Raw genomic sequence first — 22,318 nt, 5'->3', positions numbered from 1 at the left:
TTTTTATTTCCGTATATTTGCATTTGAGAATAAGAACGACAGGTTTTTAAATAACAGATAATGAATATTAAAAATATAATAGAAGAAAAACTTCTGGAAATAATCCTCAATGTCTATCAACTGAAAGGAATTATGCTGGAAGTTCAGGAAAATAAAACAGAGTTTGAGGGCGATTTTACCATCGTCACTTTTCCTTTGGTAAAACAACTGAAAAAAAATCCGGAAACCATCGGTACTGAACTGGGACAGGCTTTAACGGAACAAACCGAACTTCTGGAAAGTTTTAATGTTGTGAAAGGATTTCTGAATGTTAAAGTTAAAAATCAATTCTTTATTGATAATTTCAGCGCTTTAGCGGAAAACTTTGACACTGTAGAAAAAAAGGATTCAACAGTAATGGTGGAATATTCATCACCAAATACCAATAAACCGCTTCACCTGGGGCATATCAGAAATAATTTATTAGGCTTTTCTGTTTCTCAGATCCTTGAAGAGGCAGGATATGAAGTGATCAAAACACAGATCATCAATGACAGAGGAATTCATATCTGCAAATCAATGCTGGCATGGGAAAAATTCGGAAACGGTGAAACGCCGGATTCTACCGGCATAAAGGGTGATAAATTCGTAGGAAATTATTACGTTAAATTTGATCAGGAATATAAATTGCAAATTGCAGAGCTTCTGGCTCAGGGAATGTCTGAAGATCAGGCTAAAAAAGAGGCTCCTTTGATGAAAGAAGCTCAACAGATGCTTCTCGATTGGGAGAACGGCAATGAGCATGTAAGAAACCTTTGGAATGAAATGAATTCATGGGTATATAAAGGATTTGCCGATACCTATAAAAGACTGGGAGTAGATTTTGATCAGGTTCAGTACGAAAGCAATACCTATATTTTAGGAAAAGATCTTATTCAGGAAGGATTGGATAAAGGAGTGCTCTATCAGAAAGAGGATGGTTCCGTTTGGTGTGACCTTACGGATGAAGGTCTTGATCAGAAATTATTATTACGTTCAGACGGTACTTCCGTGTATATGACCCAGGATTTGGGTACTGCAGTAGAGCGTTTTAAGCAAAATGATATTCAGAAATTAATTTACACCGTTGGAAACGAGCAGGATTATCATTTCCAGGTATTGTTTAAAATCTTAGGAAAACTGGGATATTCATGGGCAGACCAGCTGTACCATTTGTCTTACGGAATGGTTGAGCTTCCGAACGGAAAAATGAAATCCCGTGAAGGAACCGTTGTAGATGCAGATGATCTGATGCAGGAAATGCACAATATCGCAAAAACCGCTGCGGAAGAACTTGGGAAGCTGGAAAACTTAACGGCAGAGGAAAAAGCTGAAAACTACGAAAATGTAGGAATGGGTGCCTTAAAATATTTCATGCTCAAAGTGGATCCGAAGAAAAAAATGCTCTTCAATCCGGAAGAAAGTATTGATTTTAATGGAAATACCGGACCTTTCATTCAGTATACGTACGCCCGTATTCAGTCTTTGCTGGCTAAAGCAAATTTTGAGTATAAAGAAGTTCGGAATGTTTCATTGAACGAATATGAAAAGGCATTGGTCATGCAGCTGGCCAATTATAAAGTTGTCGTTCAAAAAGCGGCAGAGGTATTAAGCCCTGCACTGATCGCCAATTATGTGTATGATCTGGTAAAGACCTACAACTCTTTTTATCAGAGCAATCCTATTATGATTCAGGAAGATGGAAATATAAAGCAGATCAGATTAAATCTGTCTGATCTTACCGCGAAAACAATAAGAAAATCCTTACGCTTGCTGGGAATAGAAACGGTAAACAGAATGTAAATTAATGTAATTTTCAACTAGTAATTTGGATTAAAATAGTTTAGCAGATTCTATTTTTGTACTTAGATAAGAATAAAATTAAAAATAGACCGTTTCACAACTGGTGAAACGGTCTATTTTGTTGTGTAGGACAATTTTTTAACTGTTAAAAATTTGTGAAAATATCTTGAGTCACCCAAATTATACAATAATTTCATGTTAAAGCTTGTTCATTACAAACTCTCCTCTGGGCATCTCATTGAAAGGAGCACATTGTGAATCGTCTGTTACAATTGTTTGGTTTGTAATATACTTCCAGTACAATTGTGTTTTTTCATCATTAGTAAAATGAATTAAGATATCTCCTTCTATGCATTTATCTGTAAATGAAAGCCAAAGCTTTGTTTTATAATCCATAAAGGCAATACTAGAAATTTTAGTTTTATTGCCTGCCAAATTATATGTAGAATATAATTCATTTCCACCCGAATCTAACATTTTGTATTTCCCTATTACTGTGTCCTTGTAATAATTACCTAGCGAATTAAATCTTTTAATCTTACTAAATGTAATAATAAATGTTTTTCCCTGAAAGATTCCTTGCCAAGTTCCTAAAAAAGGATCAAGTTCATGATGTAAATCTTTATAATATGCACCTTCAATTCTTTCTCCTTTAGTTTCTAATGGTAGAATTTGTTCTTGTGCCTTAGGATAGGAACAAGAAATGCACAGTATAAATAGTAATAGTAAGCTTTTCATATTAAAGTTTGTTCATTACAAACTCTCCTCTGGGCATCTCATTGAAAGGAGCACATTGCGAATCGTCTGTTACAATTGTTTGGTTGGTAATATATTTCCAATACAATTGTGTCTTTTCATAATTAGTAAAATGAATTAAGATATCTCCTTCTATACATTTATCTGTAAAAATCAAATATAGCTTTGTTTTATAATCAATAAAGCTTATACTTTTAACTTTCGATCTAGTAGGTGATAAATTGTAGGTAGAATATAATTCGTTACCATTACCGTCTAATAATTTATATCTTCCAACGATCATGTCTGAATAATAATTGCTTATTGTAAAATGATATTTAATTTTAGTAAAATTAATAACAAAGGTTTTTCCTTGAAAAGTTCCTTGCCAAGTACCTACAAATGGGTCAAGTTCATGATCTAAGTCTTTATAATACATGTTTTCTTCTGACCATCCTTTAGTTCCTAAAGGAACAATTTGTTCCTGTGCTTTAGGGTAGGAACAAGAAATACATAGTATAAATAATAATAGTAAGTTTTTCATAATATATTTTTTTGAATTTATGCACATGTTTCTTCTTTTGGGTCTCCATCTTCGTCCAGCGTTATCTTTTTTCTTATGCCATTTTTAATTTTAAAAAGAGCGCAATCTTTTAAATTTATTTTTTTTATAAAGTGAAAAAATAATTTTTGCAAATTATAATGGCTAATTGCAACATCATCTGTTACCATCTCTTGTGCCTTTCTTATATATTCTGTTCTAAATTCTTCCTTTTGTTCCTCTGTTAACTCTGGAGGCAAATCTGTCCCGTCACCATTGTATTGCAGCTGGTAGATAAAAAATTCTGTTCCGCTTCCATTATATTCTTCAGCCAGCAAGCCCCCAAAAATATTACCAAGAGAAGTATTATTTTGTTTGGCATTATGAAGATAAGCCAAGAAGGTATTAATATCTGCCGGAGAAAATATTTTTACAGCCAATTTTGGCTGTGCCTTTTCGATGTGGGTATGTACATAACCGAAGCTGGAAGGCTGCAGAAGTATTCTCATTCTATCCGGACTTACTGTATCCGGGTTTAGAGGTTCTGTTTGAGTGGTTGTGATACCGTTAGCAGAAATTACTTTAAAGCCATATCCGGTCTCTTGTGCATCCCTTGTATGGCTTTTCAATAATTCGTACCGAGATTTTACAGCGGTATTATTATAGATTGTCTTTGCCTTATCACAATCAGAGTCGTTTTGCAACATCGGAGGTAAGTTCATATCAAAACCGTCATTTCCGTTTTCTGCACTTCCGCCTCCGCCCCCGATTTCCCCGTTTGTGGGATGATCCGGGCCCCCACTGTACTGTCATCACACCAGATGGAAGTGGTATTCCAGTGCCAGCAATCTCCGCAGTCTCCGTCATTAGGATCGGTATGCCCTGCGTAGCAATGGAAGGCCGGGGTGGCAGAAAAACCGCAGATGTATGCCCTTGCTTGAGCGCCCGAAGGGTAAATTCGGGTAATATTCCCGTTAAAAGGGGCATTAGGCATTGCCTTTAGAGAAGAGAGCCATCCTTCGGAAACAGTATACTGGTAGATTTCTTTTTGCCAGGTACCGTCTTTCTTTACAAAAGCCATATTGTAGAAGGTTTCTTTCCCGTCTTCTGTTTCTACTATGCCTTCTTTTTTGGGATGCACGCGGAAGGAGAAGGCAGTAACATTCTGGTTCCTTATGGTTTGCCTTATCGCCGTAGTATCGATTTCAAAATCTTCTGAAGACGCCCTTCCATGTGCAGATGAGGTGTTGAAAACCTCTTTTTTGCTTACCCTCGTTATGGTAAGGAATTTCTGTAGGGAAACATAATATTGCGGATTGTGCTTTCCCGGGGAATCTTTGGTGGTTTCCATTTCATTCCTACAGGAAAAAAGCGTGAGGAATACTGTCAATAAAAACAGCCATGAAATTTTCTTTCTCATCATTTGCATTTGTTGTGTACTAAATTAATTCTTACCTATAGATGCATGTTTTATCCGTAAGGTTGGAAAGAGATAAAAACCAATCTATAGTTGTGCGGCAAATCTAAAGAAAAAAAAATTCTGAGATCATTAATATTTTAATATTTTTTATTAAAATATTAATATGATGAGTTTAGGAACTAAGGTGAGACAATACAGGGAAGCCAAAAGATTATCCCAGGACGATCTGGCACTGCGTTTAGACGTTACCCAAAGTACAATTTCTAATATAGAATCGGATAAAAGTATTCCTAATTCAATGTTATTAAAAAAAATTGCTGATGAGCTGGAAGTAGATATTAATGATCTTTTAAATGATTCAGTAAACAACATTATGAGTAATAATGACTTTAGTGATCATGCCGTTGCTGCTGTAAATCAATATAATCCTGTATTCAATATGCAGTCGCTGGAACTCATCGAAAGCATCCTGAAAACCAGGAACAGATAGCTTATCTTATCGAATCACAAAACAAGCTCATAGAGAAGCTTTTGAAGAAATAAAAGGGAGCTTTTATAGACACCCCAAAACAACTATATAAAAAGATACGGACGTTTTATTTAAAACGTCCGTATCTTTTGAGCAAAACGTGCGTATCTTTTTATTAAAACGTCCGGGCGTTTTTTATTATATCAAAAAGCAACTTCTTAACAATATACCTTTAGTCGCAAAAGCATTTAACACTTAAGCCACATTAGATTAAGTATAAAGTGCTGCGAATATTTTAGAGCATATAAGTTTTTAAACATCTTTGATTTTTTTCTGATGTGTTCTGAAATGTTTTCAAGGTTTATCAAAAATTCTTCTGTGACTAATGTGTTAATTTCTCTTTGAAGATCTGTAAGAAATCGGCTAAATCAGAACTTCAAGACTTGTGTTAAAATAAGCATAGTGATTAATAACAAATATTCAAAATTTTCTTAATTTAGTTTTGCTATTAAAATATTGTTTAACACAAATAATTAAAAAAAATGCCTATAACATTCAATGTTGTTCCTAAAAAGAACCCTCAGCAGCCCAACAATCCTCCAAAGTATTATGCCAATATCATTGGCGACGGGAAAACTACTCTTGCAGATCTTGCGAAGCACGCTGCCTCAGTTTCTACGGTATCAAAAGCCGATATTCTCGCCGTTCTCGAAAGCACGTTTTCTAAAATTGCAGACGATGTAGCCGATGGTAAGATTGTCTATGTTGGTGAATATTTTACGCTGCAGGCAGGTGGTTCCAGCGAAGGGAGAAATACAGCGGAAGAAGTAAATGCTTCCAGTATCAAAACGGTAAAAACCATTTTCCGACCGGGTAAAATGATTAAAGATGCCCTGAAGCTGGCTGAGTTCAAAAAGAAAGCGTAAGCCAATAAAAAATCCTCCTGAATTCGGAGGATTTTGTTTATGGATTATTTTGAATGCTTTCTTCATACAATTTAGCATCACTCCATTTTGCATGTTTGGAAGGAATGATCTTGAAGCCTCTTTTCAGGGCGTATATTTTGGTAAATTCTGCCCCGAAGAAAATCAGCATGCAGGAATAATTGATCCACATCATAATCAGGATTACCGTCCCCGCCGCACCGAATGCCGAGGTTGGTTTTGCCGTTCCGAAATAAAGGCTCAGCAGGAATTTTCCTAATGTAAATAAAACAGTGGTAAGAAAAGCGCCTCTCCATACAGGTTTCCAGCTGATTTCTACATCCGGAAGAACCTTAAACATTAAAGCAAAAAGGATCATTGTGACAACAAACCCGATAATGTAATTGATAAGTTCTACGAGTACATATGTTTCTACACCGAAATAATTGGTAATCCAGTTATTAAGAAGGCTGATCAAAGAAGAAAGAACCATTGTGATCATCAGCAAAAAGCCTAAAATAAGGATCATTCCCAATGAATTGGCCCTGTCCAGAAGAAATTTCACGAATGCTTTTTTGGGAGCGGGCTGCACATCCCAAAGGCTGTTCAGCGAGCGCTGAAGCTGGAAAAATAAGGTAGTGGAACCGAATACCAGAGAGCCGATTCCTATAATTTTCATAAAAATATTTTCCTTATCCACCAGAGCTCCCGCAATCATATCCTGAACACTTTTAGCAGCGTCCTGTCCCATAATACCGCTGATCTGACTTGTGATCTGCCCGCGTATCGCTTCTTCACCAAAGAAATTACCGGCGATCCAGATAATGATGATGAGCAGACCCGGAATAGAGAAAATAGCATAATACGCCAGGCTTGCAGAGTCATTGGATGCTGAAGATTCGTTCCATTTTTTAAATGTTTCGCGCAGTGCTTCCCAGAAAAATTTTATTCTTTTTATCATGTATAAAAATTTAGAAAGGATACCCGATTGCAATGTTCAGGATAAGATTATCTCTTCTCCAGTTGGAATCGCCGAAATTAATCTTATCAAAAGTCCAGCGGTCGCCCCTTTCATAATAAGGTACTCTCAATGGCATTGCGAGGTCGAGTCTCAGAATTAAAATAGAGAAATCAAGTCTCAGACCAACTCCGGCTCCTACGGCAATTTCACTTAAAAATTCCTTGGAAAACTTGGCACCCGGTCTTTGGGGATCATCATTGATTAGCCATATATTTCCCGCATCAGCAAAAACGGCAACATTCAGAAATTTGTATAGATTCGCACGGTATTCAGCATTTAATTCCAGTTTCACATCACCGGACTGATCAAAGTAGAATCCCTCAGGAATGGTTCTGGGATCAAAACTTCCCGGACCCAATGTTCTCGCCCGGAATGCTCTTACACTGTTGCTTCCTCCGGAAAAGAACTGCCTTGAAAAAGGAATGTATTCTGAATTTCCATAAGGATAGGCAACTCCTGCAATAGCACGGGTCGCAAGAGATGTTTTATCATTGAATTTATGGTAAAACCTGAAGTCATTCTCAATTTTGGCGTACTGACTGAATGGGACTCCAAAAATACTTTTCTCTTTATCTTTTTTAACATTCGCCCCTGTCAGAAGGCCTGTAATATTTCCTGCCAGATCAAGGGTTCCTTTATAATAAATCGTATTGGCCTTCGGCAACATGGTGTTGGTATAAGTGTAGGAATAAGTAGGCCCGAAAATCAGCTGTTTTTCAACAACTCTTTGCATTGCATCATTACCTGCTGAGCGCTCTCTATATAAAGGCGTAACATTGGCCGGAGAAACATAGGTAATGTCCAGGATTTTCAGGTCATGTTCCTTTCTTGCATTTTCTTTCCATACGTAGCCGAAGGAACCGCTGAAGGTATTGAGCGTGTAATATTCCGTACGGTTCTGGAATTCATAACCCAGCGTGATATTCGTTCTCGGGACAAATGCACTGGAAGAATTAAATCTGAATGGCGCCACAATTCTCGGGATGGAAAGCTGCACATTGGTTCCGGCCCTGAAAATATTTTTGGCATTTTCCGGTCCGCCAATCTGCACATCAAATGCACCATACACAGATGCCTTGAACTGTTCCGCACCTCTGAAAAAGTTCCTGTGGGTCCAGTTCAGATTGAGCTCACTTCCCGCATAGTTGGCGGAATTGGTTCTTCCTAATGCTTCCAGGCGGAGCGACTGCAGTTCGCGCGGAGTTAATAAATAATAGGCATCAAATTTATGCTGCAAAGAATCTGAAACAACAAATTCATTTTTTACAAATTTAAATACCCCTAAACTGATCAGTCTGTTCAACGTAAGATTATGATTGGTACGGTTGTAAAGGTCTCCTCTTTTAAAATACAGAGCCCTGTCAAAAATTTTGGGTTTGAATTTATGTTCAGGATCGATCACATAGATGTCTTCATGAGCGTACTTCTGAAGGGAATCCGGATTCATAGGGACGCTGTATTTCCCTTCTTTCACGTCCCGGATATTATAATTCGGGAAAACAACTACTTTGTCTATACTGAACTGTTGGGTGGAAAGATCCGGAGTGTTGTCTTTCAGTTTTACATTCAGTTCCACCTTGTGGTTTTTACTTACCGTACTGTCTGCCTGAACAATAATATTGTCGGGATGAAAATAATAAAAACCGCGTTCCTTCAGACCGTTGTCAATGCGTTCCCTTTCGGATTTGATAACGTCAAGATCAAAAGGCTGTCCTTTTTTCAGTAACGTTTTACCGGTAAGATTCTGAATTTCCTGATTAACCAGTGTTGAATCCTGCTGAAATTTCACATCGCTGATAAGATATCTTGCTCCCGGCCGTAAAGTGTAAATTACTTTTGCTTTCCTGTTATGGGACACCGTATCATAAGTAGCTTTAGCATTAAAATATCCTTGGTTTTCAGAATAATTTTCGATGATGTCTTTATTGAATTCACGGTCTACATCACCAAGCAGTACAGGTTTTTCACCCACTTTATATTTCAGCCAGTAATTGAATCCTTTTTCTTTTTTAGGCTCTTTGGCAATATTATAAAAGAAAAGTTTTGGCCTTAATCCTAAAAAACTGGAATTGGGTTTGGGAGTAAGATTGGCTTCCAGGGCAGATTTAAGATCTTTTTTCTCTTTTTTGGAAACCGTATCATTTTCAATGTTGATTTCTGCTCCCGTATAAAGCATTTCGCCATCCTTCAGGTATCTCGTATTGCAGGAAACCGCAACAGAAGCCATTCCGAATGTGATGATATATTTGAAATAGGTCTGATAATTTTTTTTCATTTATTTAAATTCTACAACTTGGTTTTGGTTATTTTTTCTCGTTACCTTCTGCTTTTTATCCTTTCCCGATCTTTTGAAAATATCCCGGAATTTGTCATAATCCAGCGTAATGATAAACCCTAATCCTGTTTCCACAATCTGTCCCTGAAGTGCTACCTGATATTCGTTCTTACGATATGCCCGAAGCATATATCTTCCGTCTTTGGATAAACTGTAATCTACCGTAACATCTCCTGCGATGTTGGTCATGTTTTCATTCTGGCGCGCTTCCCCTTCCAGCCCGAAATTACTGCCTACGGAAACCTTCAGGCGGTCATTCAGGAGTTTTTTACTGATGTCTACGTTCAGGTCGGTTCTGGTGTTCTGGGTTCCTGTGGAATAATCTTCTGAGGATTCCAGGTCGAAATTAAGATCAACTCCTTTGATAAGATCAGAAGCAAGATTATTCAGCTGCTGGGAAAGAATTTTACTCACACTTTGTCTTGCCATCATTTCTCCGGAAAGTCCGGCTCCGGATTCAAAAGGATTTTCACCAATAAACCTGTTCAATAACAATAAAGCAAAAACCTGCTTATTCATTTCAGATTCCTGGGTTCTCAGCTGTGCCAGCTTCTGGTCTACGATATCGGTGACATTGAAAGAAACAGCGTTGTTTTTCTCATCGGTAGTAATATCGAATGTAATAACAGGTTTCAGCAATTCACCCTGCATTTTCAATAAGGTATTGAAAGGGATTCTTTGCTTAAACTGATTCAGTGTTGATGCTTCTTCGCCGCTGATTTGCTGTTCTACAAGATCAATAGGGGCAGCTTCCGTTTTATAGACGGCTGTAATATCAAGAGTGGCAGTGGTCGGTTCCCCGGTCCAGGTAATGGTACTTCCTTTCTGGATATCGAATTTTCTCTTTAAGACACTTACAGACATTTCATAACTTCCGGATTCCACTTCATAAACGCCTACTAAAGTTGTTTTCCCTGAAGGATCAATTCCGCCCGTAAGCTCTGCTTCCCCCTGAAGTTTTACGAAATCTCCGTTTGCTTTATCAATCAGCAATGAAAGTTTCGCTTCTTTGCTCAGCTCAATATTGACGTTTACATCCATTCCTTTAATTCTGCTTTGGGAATCTAAAGAATCTGCCTTGATGGTTTTATTTAGAGCAACCTGATCCTGATCAATGAATTCAACAATGCCTTCTCTTTCCTGTAAAGTGGGAGATGACTGCGGAAGGACAAAAGTGAAATCAGTATTGTCTGCAACGGCTAATCTTCCGTCAACTTTCGGCAGATCCAGATTTCCGCGAACCTGCAATGCAGCGTCTATGGAAAGAACGCCGTACATTATCGCTTCATTGGATTTTTCTGAATTCACCACCTTGAAATCTTTGGCATTCAGATCAAGATTGAAGGCAAAATCTCTGTACGTCTGGGTAAGAACCTGTCCGTCAATATTCATAGAATTTCCGTCTCTGTCCTTAATTTTGAAATTGTTGAATTCAATTCCTCGGCTCGTAAAATCAATTTCATCATCAAGATTCCTGAAGTCACTTCCTGTTTTCGCAATTTCGAGTCCTGCATCGTTGAATTTTACTTTACCTAAAATATTCGGTTGAGCAGTTGTTCCGGTGATTTTCAGATTTCCTGAAATATAACCTTCCGTATTGGTGATGGCGTTCATCGAAAAGCCCTGTACAGATTTCATCTGAAGCTGGTTGATGGCCATATTAAGGTCAAACGTGCTTGAAGAAGTGTTATAATCTCCGACAATTTTTACGTCATTATTATTTCCGGAAAGGGCAATATCCGCATTAAGAATCTTTGGTGAGGTATTATTAACTTTTACGGCAAGATTTCCTACAGGGTTTTCGTAAACAATAAGATCTGAGATATTTAAATCTGAAGTGAACGTCATGTTTTTGGTAAGATTCCGTAATTGGGCAGTTCCGTTGATATTTCCTCTTGCCAGTAAGGTGTCTTTTTTAATAAGTTCGGTTATGGTTTCGATCTTAAAATCCTTCAGTGAAACATTCAGCGGTGCGTTCGGAGACTGCGTTTCGGATTGTAAGAGAATCTCACTGCCTCCATTAGAGAGCCTGAAATTATCCGCGAGAATACCGGCATTGCTGATCTGGATTTTATTGCCTTCGGCTACCGTCCAGTTGGTATAGTTGAGTTTTAATCCATCCGGATTGAGGGAAATTTCTGTGATATCGTTCATGGATTTTGCGTTACCGGCAATCTGGAACTGTGTTTCATCTTTCGCATCTTTGGTGGTGATATTGTAATTGATGATATTATCGGCAATATTTCCTCCGATGTTCACTTTGTTCAAAGCAAAGCTGGAACTTTTTAATGCGGCGACATTAAGATTATATTGTAAAGCCTGATTTTCATTCGTAACCTGCAATCTTGCATTTTCAATAGAATTTTCACCGTATAAAACCTGCGGAATCTGTCCGTCAATTTCTATTTTTTGGGAATCAGCATCGTAATTTCCTGTAATATTAATGGTTTCAAAACTTTTCAGCTCCGGTACAAATTTTCTGATGAGATCATCATTTTTAATTTTAGCATTAAAAGTAAAAAACTGTCCTGCTTCAATTTTTTCATTTTTCGCCGGTTTCTGAAACTGGTAATATTGGTTGATTGTCTGGCTTAGAGCTCCGAATATTTGGGTAAGCCGGTATTTTCCTCTCAGTTCTACATCCGCAATCTGTGAATTGAAAATGATGTTGGTAGAATCAGCAGTTGATGATGCTTTTAAGTTGATTTCCTGAACAGGATAAATTTCTTTGGTGTCCGAGAAAGCAAAATCTTTTAAATTCAGATATCCGTTTAGGTGGTCCGGATCTAAATTGGTGAAATCTCCGTCTATTTTCCCTGCGAGAATCATCTGGTCTTTATAGAATCCCAGTTTATTAAGATCGAGTTTCAATATATTTCCGTTTACCTTTACCGTAGGATTTTTTTCGTTATACACTCCGGATGCCGTAAGCTGCATGTTGGCATTAGGATCTTTGGAATTTAAAACAATATTGTAAGCGCCACGTCGTATTTTTCCGGTCAGATTCATATTCTGATAGCGGTAACCTTTGTACACTGCAGATGCAACATGTCCTCTCAGGTCTGCATTGGCATTTTTGAAATCGAAGCTTTCTCCTTTCGCATAAATCTGTGCAGAGACAGAACCGATGTCCTTGTTTTTAATAATTCTTCCGATCTGTAATCCCTGAAGATTGGCTTTTACATCATACAGTTCGCGGTTTTTCCTGCGCATATCCACTTTGGCTACAACGGATGCATTTCCTGAAGTAGAGTAGAGGTTAAAGTTGGCATCTACAATTTTAGTTGTGCCTTTTGCCGTTCCTTTAATACTCATATTGGAAGGCAGGGCAATATTGGAAGGTATCGTGTTTTTTGGAACCAGATTGTAAATCGTTCTCGCTGAAGAAGACAATTCTGCAATTCTCAGATCGTAATATAAATTGTCGGGATTGGTAGCGTTTTTAATTCTTCCTGATGCTGCTACTCTCAGCTGATCAATACCTGATACTTTAAGATTGTTGATCAGAAGGTCATTTACATTTCCTTTTACGTAGGCATTAACATTTAACACAGCATTTGGGTATCTGTTAAATGGTGCGGTATTTCTGAGGTTCGGCGCAAGGTTCAGGATATCTGCAAAACCTACTTTTGAATCTTTGATATTTGCTGAAATTTTAACAGCTCCAAGATTTGAAGAGAGCTGTTCGATAGAATTATAATTTAAAACCACCTCATCACGCAAAATTGTTCTTGACGTTTCCAGGTAAAGATCTTTTAAATAAGCTTCTTTTTCATTGTAGACAAAATCGGTATTGAATTCCCGGATATCTAATCCTCTTGCTTCCTGAATTTCGGCAGAATTTACCGATCCGGCAAACGTATTGTTCTGCATTTTGAATTTTCTCACCTCCACATTAAGCTTTGAAAAATTCAGGTGGTTAAAATCCATGCCCTGTCTTGTAGGAGCGATTGCAGTATTGTTATAAGCTACTTTTACGTCATTAACAACAAGTTTTCCCAACAAAAGACTAAGTGCTTTCTGCTGTTCGGACGTTTTAGGATCTTTAGATTCATCATTTTTGGGATTGGCATTATTAGCCGGAAGATAAAGATTGGCATTGATGTTGGCTCCGGAAAGAAATACATTGTCAACATCATAAGCGTTATTTTCAAGATCAAGTTTGTTTACTCTTGTGCTGAGCTCTTTAAATAAAACTTTAGCGAAAGTTCTGGTATTGTCGTCCCCGTAATCAATATCGAAATTGGTGAGTTTTATACCTTTCAATCCAAGCTGCATCGGTTTTTTATTGTTGAGAGAATCTACTTTTTTTTCAACTTTTTTGGAAACTTCTTCTACGAGATCTTGCTTGAGTTTAAGTTTCAGGCCGTCCAGATTAATATCATTAACGGCATAAGAATTATTCTGAAGATCAAAAGTTTTCACCCTCGTATCAAAAGATTTGAAATAAACTTTGATATCATTACGCGACTGCTGATCATTAAACGTAACACCGATATCTTTAAGTTTGATTTTATCTAATGAAATAATAAAAGGTTTTGAAGGACTTTCTTCTTTGTCTGTTGTAGCAAAGGCATCGAGGATATAATCGAAATTGAATGTTCCGTCCGGTTTTCTCACGACATTCGCGCGGGCTCCTTCGAGGTCAACGGATGTAATGTCTGCAGTAGAACTGATCAGTTTGATCATATTCAGCCCTACGTCAAGCTTTTTTACTGCCAGAAGAGTATCGATATTCTGACCTTTTAAATAAAGGTTTTCCATCACAAGACTGTTAGGAAATCCTATGTATACTCTTTCCAGGCTTACTTTGGTTTTGATTTTCTTTTCTAGGTAAACAACCAGTTTGTCTTTAACAAAGTTCTGAACGGCGGGAAGTCTTAAGCTAAGGATTAGTAACACAATGAATACCAAAATGGATATAATGGTAATAACAAAACGCCGAAAGAGTTTTCTTTTGTTGATTTTCAGTTTCAAGAGTGATTGGGTTTAAAACAAATATAGCAATACTTATCGTACTGCTCATCTGTTGTGGTACCCTTTGCGTATGCAAAAATCCTGCCTTGACTGCCAATCTAATGGAATTTAGTTTAGTTGAGTGTCAAGTGAATAGTTGATGCTGACAGTCAAAGCCTGGATTTTGTGTTTATAAAAAGCCCCTTTTTTTCATTTTCTTTACTGAAAAGGTTTAGCAAAAATGAATTTATAAATGTTAGTTTAGTTATTCAAAAAGGGGCTTGGCATGGTTTAAGATAATATGTTGAGATTAAAAGTTTTTAATCATTTCCGTTTTCCCATTGTACTTCCTGGCCCTGAGGAGCTGCACCTCCCTGCGCTGGTGTGATGGAAGCGGTCTCCTGGTTGATGTGATAAATGTACGCTGCTATTTTTTCGGCATCTCTTCCGGTGATGGTTCCTTCTTTGATTAAAGGCCGCATCGTAGGATTATTTGGTGATCCATTTTCAAGCATCCAGAACACATTTTTAAACAGGCTTTTTTCTTTCACGTTGATCCAGTATTTATCAGTAAGGTTCGGACCAATACCTCCTTTTGCCCCTTCTCCGTGGCAGGTTGCACAGTTGGTTTTAAAGAGTTCCTGGCCTTCGGTTACATTATCTGCACTGTATTTTGCGGACTCAAGGTTAATTTGCGGAGCTGTTTTTTCATATTCAGCAATGGACGCAAGCATGGTTTTAGTTTCATGATTTAATTCTGCTTCGGGGTGCGCATATTCGGTGAACGAAAACGCTGTAAGATACACGGCACAGAAAATACATCCGAACCAGAAAAGCCCGATCCACCATTTTGGGAGCGCGTTGTCAAGTTCTGTAATCCCATCAAATCCATGATCGATAAGAATATCTTTCTCCTCTGTAGCAGACTGTTTTTTGAAAGCCGAATTCCATAGTTTCTGAAAATAGGGTGTGCTTTTTTCTTTGATATATAAAGCCTTTTCTTCATCCGAAAGTCTGCTGAAATTCTGATTTTCGATGAGGTCGCCGATAGAATTCATAATCAGCAGCAGGATAATGGCAATCAGCATCAGCCCCCAGAAAAAAGGAGAAGAAAAATATCCTGAATCATGAGCGAACATTTCGAATGCCATGATTGTCAAACCTATGGTTACAATAATGTATACTGAAATTGGAGTTCTTGTTTTCATTGCTAATCAATTTTAATTATCTGCACTTGCGGTTTGGATCTGAGTGGTTTTAATATCTGTTCCGAGTCTCTGCAGATAGGCAATCATGGCTACGATTTCCCTTTCTTCAAGCGGAACGAAAGAAGATCCTTTTGCCATTCTGTCTTTTTCTACCTGCTGCTTCACATCAGCTGCCTCGGAATAAATTCTTTTAACGATACCTTTTGCCTGGTTATCTGCCCACTGATTGGCGGAATCTATTTCAGCTTTTGTATAAGGAACATCGAAATAATTTTTCATCAGCTTCATTTTATCTACCATCTGTTTTTTATCCAATTTGTTGGTAATCAGCCATGGGAAACGCGGCATAATAGAACCTGCTGAAGTAATTCTTGGGTTGTACATATGTTTAAAGTGCCATGAATCAGGGTTTCTTCCGCCTTCTCTGTGAAGATCCGGTCCGGTTCGTTTTGATCCCCAAAGGAATGGTCTGTCGTATACAAACTCTCCCGCTTTGGAATATTGTCCATTTTTACCTTCAAATCGTACGATTTCATCACGGAACGGTCTGATCATCTGGGAATGGCAGGCGTTACACCCTTCTCGAATATATAAATCTCTTCCTTCCAGTTCCAGCGGAGAATAAGGTTTTACGGCAGTAATGGTTGGTACACTTTGTTTTAATGTTAATGTAGGAATGATTTCCACCAGGCCACCGATTGCAACGGTAATAAATGCCAGTATGGCCATAATTCTCGGGGTTCTTTCTATCCAAAGGTGTAGTCCTTCGCCTTCTTTTCTTGCGCTTCCTATATTTGCTAAAGCTGGTGCTTCTGCAGGAACATCTTTCTGGAATGAACCGGCTTTGATCGTTTTGATTACGTTGACAACCATTAAGATGGCCCCTGAGATATAAAACAAACCTCCTAAAAACCTCATTTTATAATAAGGAATAATTGCCGTTACGGTATCCAGCCAGTTTTTCCATACCAAGGTTCCGTCCGGGTTGAACTGCTTCCACATTAATCCTTGAGTAAATCCGGAGATATACATTGGTACTGCATAGAAAATAATTCCTAAAGTTCCCAGCCAGAAGTGCAAGTTGGCCAGTTTTTTAGACCAAAGCGGAGTTCTCCACATCACCGGAATCAGGTAATAGACAATTCCGAATGCCATGAAACCGTTCCATCCCAAAGCCCCGATATGTACGTGACCGATTACCCAGTCGGTGTAGTGTCCTATTTTATTTAAAGATTTTGTAGCTAATAATGGTCCCTCAAACGTTGCCATACCGTAGCAGGTTACTGCAACAACGAAGAATTTAAGAATAGGATTTTCTCTTACTTTATCCCAGGCTCCTCTCAAAGTTAGTAATCCGTTCAGCATACCTCCCCAGGATGGTGCGATAAGCATAATAGAAAAACCTGTTCCCACCGCTTGTGCCCAAGCCGGTAAAGCGGTATATTGAAGGTGGTGAGGGCCTGCCCAAAGATAAACGAAGATCAATGACCAGAAGTGAATAATTGATAATTTATAGGAGAATACCGGTCTGTCCGCCGCTTTAGGTAAGAAATAATACATTAAACCTAAAACAGGCGTCGTTAGTACAAATGCAACCGCATTGTGACCATACCACCACTGTACCAAGGCATCTTTAGCTCCTGCATAAATAGAATATGATTTCCATGAAGTAAATGATAATGGTACTTCAAGATTATTGAAAATGTGCAGCATGGCTACGGCAATCCAAGTCCCCAGATAAAACCAGATGGCTACGTAAAGGTGTCTTACCCTTCTTTTGGCGATGGTTCCGAACATATTAATTCCGAAAATTACCCATGAGATGGTAATTAAAATATCAATAGGCCATTCGTGTTCTGCATATTCTTTGGAAGTATTGATCCCCATCAGGAAAGTAATAACTACTGAAACAATCATGATCTGCCATGTCCAGAAGTGCAGCCAGGACAGGGTGTCACTGTACATTCTTGTTTTCAGCAAACGCTGCATGCTGTAATATGCTCCACAGAAAAAAGAGTTACATACAAAAGCAAAAATAACAGCGCTTGTATGCAGCATTCTGATTCTTCCGAAGCCCAAGGCTCCCTGTGTATTTATTAATCCCTGAATATTTCCTGAAGCCAGACTTTTAATGGTGCTGTCATCTGTTCCAAATAAAAACTCCGGAAGCTCGGGGTAAAAAAGCATAAGTGCAGCGGTAAGACCAAGTAAAAAACCTACCAGACCGAATGCAATTGTAGCATAGAGAAATGCTCTGACAATATTATTGTCATAATTAAATTTTTGCGTCTCCATAATTCCTAAGGTGTTGTCCTGAAGTGATAATCTTTATTTTAAAACAAAAGTTTTACTGTAAATTTTTAACCTAAGTCTTAATAAATAAAAATATCATGTAGCGTAATAATGTTTTGCCAAAGGTATTCACTAACTTTGTCTAAGGCTAATAGATATCCTTCTAAAATATACCGAAAACTACTAAAACGGCATGGCATGAAAATATGTGGTCAAAACATAAGGAAAATCCGCAGGAGTAAGGATTTAACACAAGAATATATGGCTTTTGAGATGGGAATATCGCAGAAAGCGTATTCTGATATTGAAAATTCAAAAGTAAAAATCAATCTGGAAATTCTTACGAAAATATCCGACATTTTAGGCATAAAACCTTCCGAGATTTGCAGTATTTCCGATAAGTGCGGAACCAATGATTACGAAAAAAAATATAACGGACTTTTGGAATACATGAAGAAAAAGGGAATATCTATTCCGGAAGATCTTTGATAAACTATAACTAATTAATTTTAAAATGAATTTAAGAAGAGCGGGAGTTGTTCTGTTAGGTGCTTTGGCAATATCAATTGTAATATTTTTTATTGATATCAATTTTTATAATGATTATGATTTTACCAAAGATAATGTAAACGAAATTCTATTTTGGTCGTTTGTAAGAGGATTGGTAATCTCTGTTGCTGTTAATATTGGAAATTATTACCGGTCGGTTCAGAAAAAATAATATTTGATTTTTGTAAATATACAAATCAGTTTAATTCTTTAATTGAACCATTATAACGATAAAACAAAAACAGGAAAAATGATAAACATTTCTCCTGTTATGTAGACTCACAGGGATTCGAACCCCAGATGACTGAACCAAAATCAGTAGTGTTACCGCTACACCATGAGTCTTTCTCTGTTTGAGTGGTGCAAATTTACAGCTTTTTTCATTATTTGCAAGAACTTTTTCAAGTTTTTTTTAAATTTACACTTCCTTTATTTACGATCATTATGATGATAGACTTCAAAAATCTCAATCTGAGTCATTTACCTTCCGAAACCGAATTTGAAAAGAAAGTTAATGCTTTTTTAGAAGAATGGTTTTCTGATAAAAAAACCGTGTCGGTACAGACTTCCGGATCTACGGGGACTCCTAAGATTTTTGAAATTGAGAAAAGAAAAATGATGGCCTCCGCAGAAATGACCTGTAATTTTTTAGGATTAAAATTTGGAGATAAAGCTTTACTATGTCTACCGGTTGAATACATCTCCGGGAAAATGATGATTGTTCGGTCTGCCGTCAAAAATTTAATACTTAAGGTTACAGCACCTTCTGTACAACCTTTGCAGAATATCAATGAAAAAATAGATTTCTGTGCCATGACACCGCTGCAGGTTGAAAATTCATTGGAGCATCTGTATTGGATAAAGAATGTAATTATTGGTGGAGCGGCTGTGTCGGAAGGTTTAAAAGATAAAATTTTCAAAACACTCGGATCAAAAAGTACTCAACGGGTTTTTGAAACTTACGGAATGTCAGAAACACTTTCCCATATCGCTCTGAAACAGATTTATCCGGTTTCAGAATCTTTTTTCACTGCTTTTGAAAATGTTGATATTTCCACGGATGAAAGAGGATGTTTAAGAATTTTTGCACCACATCTTACTACAGAAGTATTGCAAACTAACGATTTAGTCGAAATTAAAAATAATAACCAGTTCAGGTTTTTAGGAAGAATTGACAATGTAATTAATTCAGGAGGCGCTAAAATTTTTCCGGAACAGCTGGAAGTTTTAGTAAAGAAAGAAATCCCGAATGAAGCAGTTTTTATAGGAAGGGAAGATGAGAGTTTAGGACAAAAATTGATACTCATTATCGAAGGACAAAAATCTAAGGAAATTATTGATAAAATTTCAAAAATACCTTTTGAAAAAAGTTATCACAGGCCAAAAGAAATTATTTTTACAGTAAAAATTCCGAGAACGCCAAATGGGAAGGTTAACAGGATAGAATTAAAAAACATACTGTAGCCGATTAACGCATACGATAAATTATGAAAGATTTTTCAAAAGAACTTGTTTTTAAAACTTCCCGCAGCAGCGGGGCAGGAGGGCAAAACGTTAATAAAGTGGAAACCTCTGTAACGGTTCTCTGGAAAGTTTCCGATTCGGGATTTTTTAATGACGAACAGAAAGATCGCATTCATCATAAACTGAACAACAGAATCAATGCCGAAGGTTTTCTGTTTTTAACGGTATCTGAAACCAGAACCCAGCTGATGAATAAAACCAGAGCCATCGAAAAAATTCTCGAGCTTGTAAACCAAGCGCTGATTATTCCAAAAAAACGGCTCGCTACAAAACCTTCAAAATCACAAAAACAAAAACGGCTGGACACCAAAAAGAAACTGTCTGATAAAAAAGAGAACCGGAAATCCAGGTATTAACTCAACTGCTGTTATAGTTTGACTGCGAAGGGTGTTAAATTTTTCTTTTCTATGGGATAATTCACCTTAATACTATATTTTTGCGCCCAAAATAGTAAACTAATGATCAGAAAACTTTTTGCAGCCGCATTCATTTCTATATCGGTGCTTTCATCTGCACAGAAATTTTCAATTATTCCATCGGTAGGATATGCCTGGAGAACAGCTAAAACGGTTTCGGGACTTTCCAGAGAGGAAGAAGAATACGTAAAAGGATTAAAAAGCGGAATGAATTTCGATATTTCTGCATACTATCAGGTAAATCCTATTGTATCTGTCGGGTTAAAATATTCCAACTTCAGCGCTTCGAGTGACGGATATATTTTAGGATATGTGAATAATATGCCTGTCTCGCTTCCCGTAACGACAAAAGATCAGATCAATTTTTTCGGTCCTGCTGTTATGATTTCCAATTTTACTGAGCAGACCAGGCATAAAATGTTCGTTGATGTAGGTTTGGGTGTAATTTCGTACAGCACTAAAACGGCAAATGTGAAAGGAAAAGGATCTAATTTAGGAGCCGAACTTAATTTTGCTTACCAGTACCAGATCACAAAAAATATTCTGATTGGGCCAAAACTCGGACTTACAGCAGGAACGCTTAATAAAATGAAAATTAACGGTGTTACCTATGATTTTGGCGAAGACCAAAAAGAAGGTTTACACAGAGTTTCTTTGAGTGCAGCTGCTACATTCCGTTTTTAAGTTTTATCTTTGCAAAAAATAATTAAATGAGCAAACCGATTACTGAATTCATAGAAAAGTATTATCTGCACTTTAATGCAGCGGCATTGGTGGATGCTTCAAAAGGATATGTGGCGCATCTTAAGGATGGCGGGAAAATGATGATTACACTGGCAGGAGCAATGTCTACGGCAGAATTAGGAAAAATTCTTGCAGAAATGATCCGTCAGGACAAGGTAGATTTTATCTCTTGTACAGGAGCAAATCTTGAAGAAGATCTGATGAATCTTGTAGCGCACTCTCACTACGAAAGAGTTCCTCATTACAGAGATCTTACGCCGCAGGAAGAATGGGGTCTGTTGGAAAGAGGGCTGAACAGGGTAACAGATACCTGTATTCCTGAAGAGGAAGCTTTCAGAAGACTGCAGAAACACATTTATGAAATCTGGAAAGATGCCGACAACAAAGGAGAAAGATATTTTCCTCACGAATATATGTACAAAATGATCCTTTCAGGAGTTCTGGAGCAGTATTACGAAATTCCTAGAGAAAACTCATGGATGATCGCTGCAGCAGAGAAAAACCTGCCGATTGTTGTTCCGGGATGGGAAGATTCTACCATGGGAAATATTTTTGCATCCTACTGTATTAAAGGAGAACTTAAATTTTCTACCATGAAATCAGGGATTGAGTATATGGCATATCTTGCAGACTGGTATACAAAGAACTCTTCAGGAAAAGGAGTAGGCTTCTTCCAGATTGGTGGAGGTATTGCCGGTGATTTCCCGATTTGTGTTGTGCCGATGCTGTATCAGGATATGGAAATGCATGATATTCCGTTCTGGTCATATTTCTGTCAGATCTCAGATTCTACCACTTCTTACGGTTCTTATTCCGGAGCGGTTCCGAATGAGAAAATTACTTGGGGTAAGCTTGATATTACCACACCGAAATTTATCGTTGAAAGTGATGCTACCATCTGTGCACCTTTAATGTTCTCTTACATTTTAGAAAATTCATAAGCTGGAACTCGAAGTTCAAGCTTAGACTTATACAAACGTTCCAATTTTTGGGACGTTTTTTTATTTAAAAATCTTAATCTGCAAATCAGTGAGAGTCATTCAAATAATGGCGTGCCCTTCTCCAGACCAATCCAAAGGCTCAGGTCGGGCTTCTCCGGGCTCCACTTCGTTCCGGTCTCAGGAGACTGCTCGCCTCGCTCGCACCCTTCATATCCCTCACGCAAATCAGTCCAGGGAATTCACCAGTACAAAATACCGGTAGGCTAAGATTCCTTTTTGGATCTTTGTCAGCTTATTGGGATCTTTGTTGCTCAATTTCGGAAGTACCGCTTTATTGACTTTATTCAGCCAACGGAAAAATGCTTTTTTCATAACCGATATTTTGATAGTAACATTCAAAAATTATGCAATGCTGATATAGAT

The 22,318-nt window shown here is 37.6% G+C and carries 19 protein-coding genes and 1 tRNA gene; 9 read left to right on the top strand and 11 right to left on the bottom strand.

Features of this window, described 5'->3' with window-relative positions; all coding sequences use genetic code 11:
* Positions 1 to 60 precede the first annotated feature (60 nt).
* Positions 61 to 1,821 carry an arginine--tRNA ligase gene (argS, locus tag U9K52_RS09140; RefSeq protein WP_322926081.1) on the top strand — a complete coding sequence of 587 codons (1,761 nt, stop codon included), beginning with the start codon at positions 61 to 63 and terminating at the stop codon, positions 1,819 to 1,821.
* A 198-nt stretch (positions 1,822 to 2,019) separates the two neighbouring features.
* Here the strand turns inward: argS and U9K52_RS09135 are convergent, their stop codons facing one another.
* Genes U9K52_RS09135 through U9K52_RS09120 form a run of 4 tightly spaced genes read right to left on the bottom strand, consistent with a single transcriptional unit; the run spans position 2,020 to position 4,520 of the window.
* A complete protein-coding gene (locus U9K52_RS09135; protein ID WP_322926080.1) occupies positions 2,020 to 2,559 on the bottom strand; it encodes a DUF6705 family protein in 540 nt (179 codons plus the stop codon).
* A 1-nt stretch (position 2,560) separates the two neighbouring features.
* Positions 2,561 to 3,100 carry a DUF6705 family protein gene (locus tag U9K52_RS09130; RefSeq protein ID WP_322926079.1) on the bottom strand — a complete coding sequence of 180 codons (540 nt, stop codon included), beginning with the start codon at positions 3,098 to 3,100 and terminating at the stop codon, positions 2,561 to 2,563.
* 17 nt (positions 3,101 to 3,117) lie between these two features.
* Positions 3,118 to 3,804 carry a hypothetical protein gene (locus U9K52_RS09125; protein ID WP_322926077.1) on the bottom strand — a complete coding sequence of 229 codons (687 nt, stop codon included), beginning with the start codon at positions 3,802 to 3,804 and terminating at the stop codon, positions 3,118 to 3,120.
* Between the two features lie 11 nt (positions 3,805 to 3,815).
* The gene (locus tag U9K52_RS09120) at positions 3,816 to 4,520 is read right to left on the bottom strand and encodes a hypothetical protein (protein ID WP_322926076.1); all 705 of its coding nucleotides are present in this window, start codon (positions 4,518 to 4,520) and stop codon (positions 3,816 to 3,818) included.
* A gap of 160 nt (positions 4,521 to 4,680) precedes the next feature.
* Between U9K52_RS09120 and U9K52_RS09115 the strand changes: the two genes are divergently transcribed.
* Both U9K52_RS09115 and U9K52_RS09110 read left to right on the top strand, forming a co-directional pair.
* Entirely contained in the window at positions 4,681 to 5,007 is a 327-nt protein-coding gene (locus U9K52_RS09115; RefSeq protein ID WP_248394908.1) for a helix-turn-helix domain-containing protein, read from the top strand.
* Between the two features lie 521 nt (positions 5,008 to 5,528).
* Positions 5,529 to 5,912: an HU family DNA-binding protein gene (locus U9K52_RS09110; protein ID WP_248394907.1), complete on the top strand. Its 384-nt coding sequence runs from the start codon at positions 5,529 to 5,531 to the stop codon at positions 5,910 to 5,912.
* A gap of 37 nt (positions 5,913 to 5,949) precedes the next feature.
* Here U9K52_RS09110 and U9K52_RS09105 read toward each other — a convergent pair whose 3' ends face one another.
* The 5 genes from U9K52_RS09105 to ccoN all read right to left on the bottom strand — a co-directional run bounded on the left by U9K52_RS09105 (position 5,950) and on the right by ccoN (position 17,724).
* A complete protein-coding gene (locus tag U9K52_RS09105; RefSeq protein WP_322926075.1) occupies positions 5,950 to 6,870 on the bottom strand; it encodes a YihY/virulence factor BrkB family protein in 921 nt (306 codons plus the stop codon).
* 10 nt (positions 6,871 to 6,880) lie between these two features.
* A complete protein-coding gene (locus U9K52_RS09100; RefSeq protein ID WP_322926074.1) occupies positions 6,881 to 9,205 on the bottom strand; it encodes a BamA/TamA family outer membrane protein in 2,325 nt (774 codons plus the stop codon).
* The gene (locus U9K52_RS09095; RefSeq protein ID WP_323673785.1) at positions 9,206 to 14,242 is read right to left on the bottom strand and encodes a translocation/assembly module TamB domain-containing protein; all 5,037 of its coding nucleotides are present in this window, start codon (positions 14,240 to 14,242) and stop codon (positions 9,206 to 9,208) included.
* A 299-nt stretch (positions 14,243 to 14,541) separates the two neighbouring features.
* Complete coding sequence (locus tag U9K52_RS09090) at positions 14,542 to 15,429, bottom strand: cbb3-type cytochrome c oxidase N-terminal domain-containing protein (RefSeq protein WP_248394903.1); 888 nt, start codon at positions 15,427 to 15,429, stop codon at positions 14,542 to 14,544.
* 12 nt (positions 15,430 to 15,441) lie between these two features.
* Positions 15,442 to 17,724, bottom strand: coding sequence for a cytochrome-c oxidase, cbb3-type subunit I (gene ccoN, locus U9K52_RS09085; protein ID WP_263602287.1), 2,283 nt, complete (start codon positions 17,722 to 17,724; stop codon positions 15,442 to 15,444).
* Between the two features lie 195 nt (positions 17,725 to 17,919).
* Between ccoN and U9K52_RS09080 the strand changes: the two genes are divergently transcribed.
* Both U9K52_RS09080 and U9K52_RS09075 read left to right on the top strand, forming a co-directional pair.
* Positions 17,920 to 18,210 carry a helix-turn-helix transcriptional regulator gene (locus U9K52_RS09080; RefSeq protein ID WP_322926071.1) on the top strand — a complete coding sequence of 97 codons (291 nt, stop codon included), beginning with the start codon at positions 17,920 to 17,922 and terminating at the stop codon, positions 18,208 to 18,210.
* Positions 18,211 to 18,235: 25 nt separating this feature from the next.
* Positions 18,236 to 18,442, top strand: coding sequence for a hypothetical protein (locus tag U9K52_RS09075; RefSeq protein ID WP_248394900.1), 207 nt, complete (start codon positions 18,236 to 18,238; stop codon positions 18,440 to 18,442).
* Between the two features lie 102 nt (positions 18,443 to 18,544).
* Here the strand turns inward: U9K52_RS09075 and U9K52_RS09070 are convergent.
* Positions 18,545 to 18,615: transfer RNA gene (locus tag U9K52_RS09070), tRNA-Gln, on the bottom strand.
* Positions 18,616 to 18,714: 99 nt separating this feature from the next.
* Here U9K52_RS09070 and U9K52_RS09065 point away from each other — a divergent pair.
* The 4 genes from U9K52_RS09065 (at position 18,715) to U9K52_RS09050 (ending at position 21,895) form a co-directional block, all read left to right on the top strand.
* On the top strand, positions 18,715 to 19,734 hold the full coding sequence (locus U9K52_RS09065; protein ID WP_322926070.1) for an AMP-binding protein: 1,020 nt from the start codon (positions 18,715 to 18,717) through the stop codon (positions 19,732 to 19,734).
* Between the two features lie 23 nt (positions 19,735 to 19,757).
* Positions 19,758 to 20,150: an alternative ribosome rescue aminoacyl-tRNA hydrolase ArfB gene (arfB, locus tag U9K52_RS09060; RefSeq protein ID WP_322926069.1), complete on the top strand. Its 393-nt coding sequence runs from the start codon at positions 19,758 to 19,760 to the stop codon at positions 20,148 to 20,150.
* 102 nt (positions 20,151 to 20,252) lie between these two features.
* A complete protein-coding gene (locus U9K52_RS09055; RefSeq protein ID WP_322926068.1) occupies positions 20,253 to 20,894 on the top strand; it encodes a hypothetical protein in 642 nt (213 codons plus the stop codon).
* A gap of 26 nt (positions 20,895 to 20,920) precedes the next feature.
* Positions 20,921 to 21,895 (top strand): deoxyhypusine synthase family protein, encoded by a 975-nt coding sequence (locus tag U9K52_RS09050; RefSeq protein WP_169232222.1) that lies wholly within the window; start codon positions 20,921 to 20,923, stop codon positions 21,893 to 21,895.
* A 225-nt stretch (positions 21,896 to 22,120) separates the two neighbouring features.
* Here U9K52_RS09050 and U9K52_RS09045 read toward each other — a convergent pair whose 3' ends face one another.
* Positions 22,121 to 22,267, bottom strand: coding sequence for a hypothetical protein (locus tag U9K52_RS09045; protein ID WP_263602291.1), 147 nt, complete (start codon positions 22,265 to 22,267; stop codon positions 22,121 to 22,123).
* Positions 22,268 to 22,318: the final 51 nt, after the last annotated feature.

This window comes from Chryseobacterium sp. MHB01, from assembly GCF_034651565.1.
GTDB classification, from domain to species: Bacteria; Bacteroidota; Bacteroidia; order Flavobacteriales; family Weeksellaceae; genus Chryseobacterium; species Chryseobacterium nepalense.
This window is presented reverse-complemented; position numbering and strand designations above follow the sequence as displayed.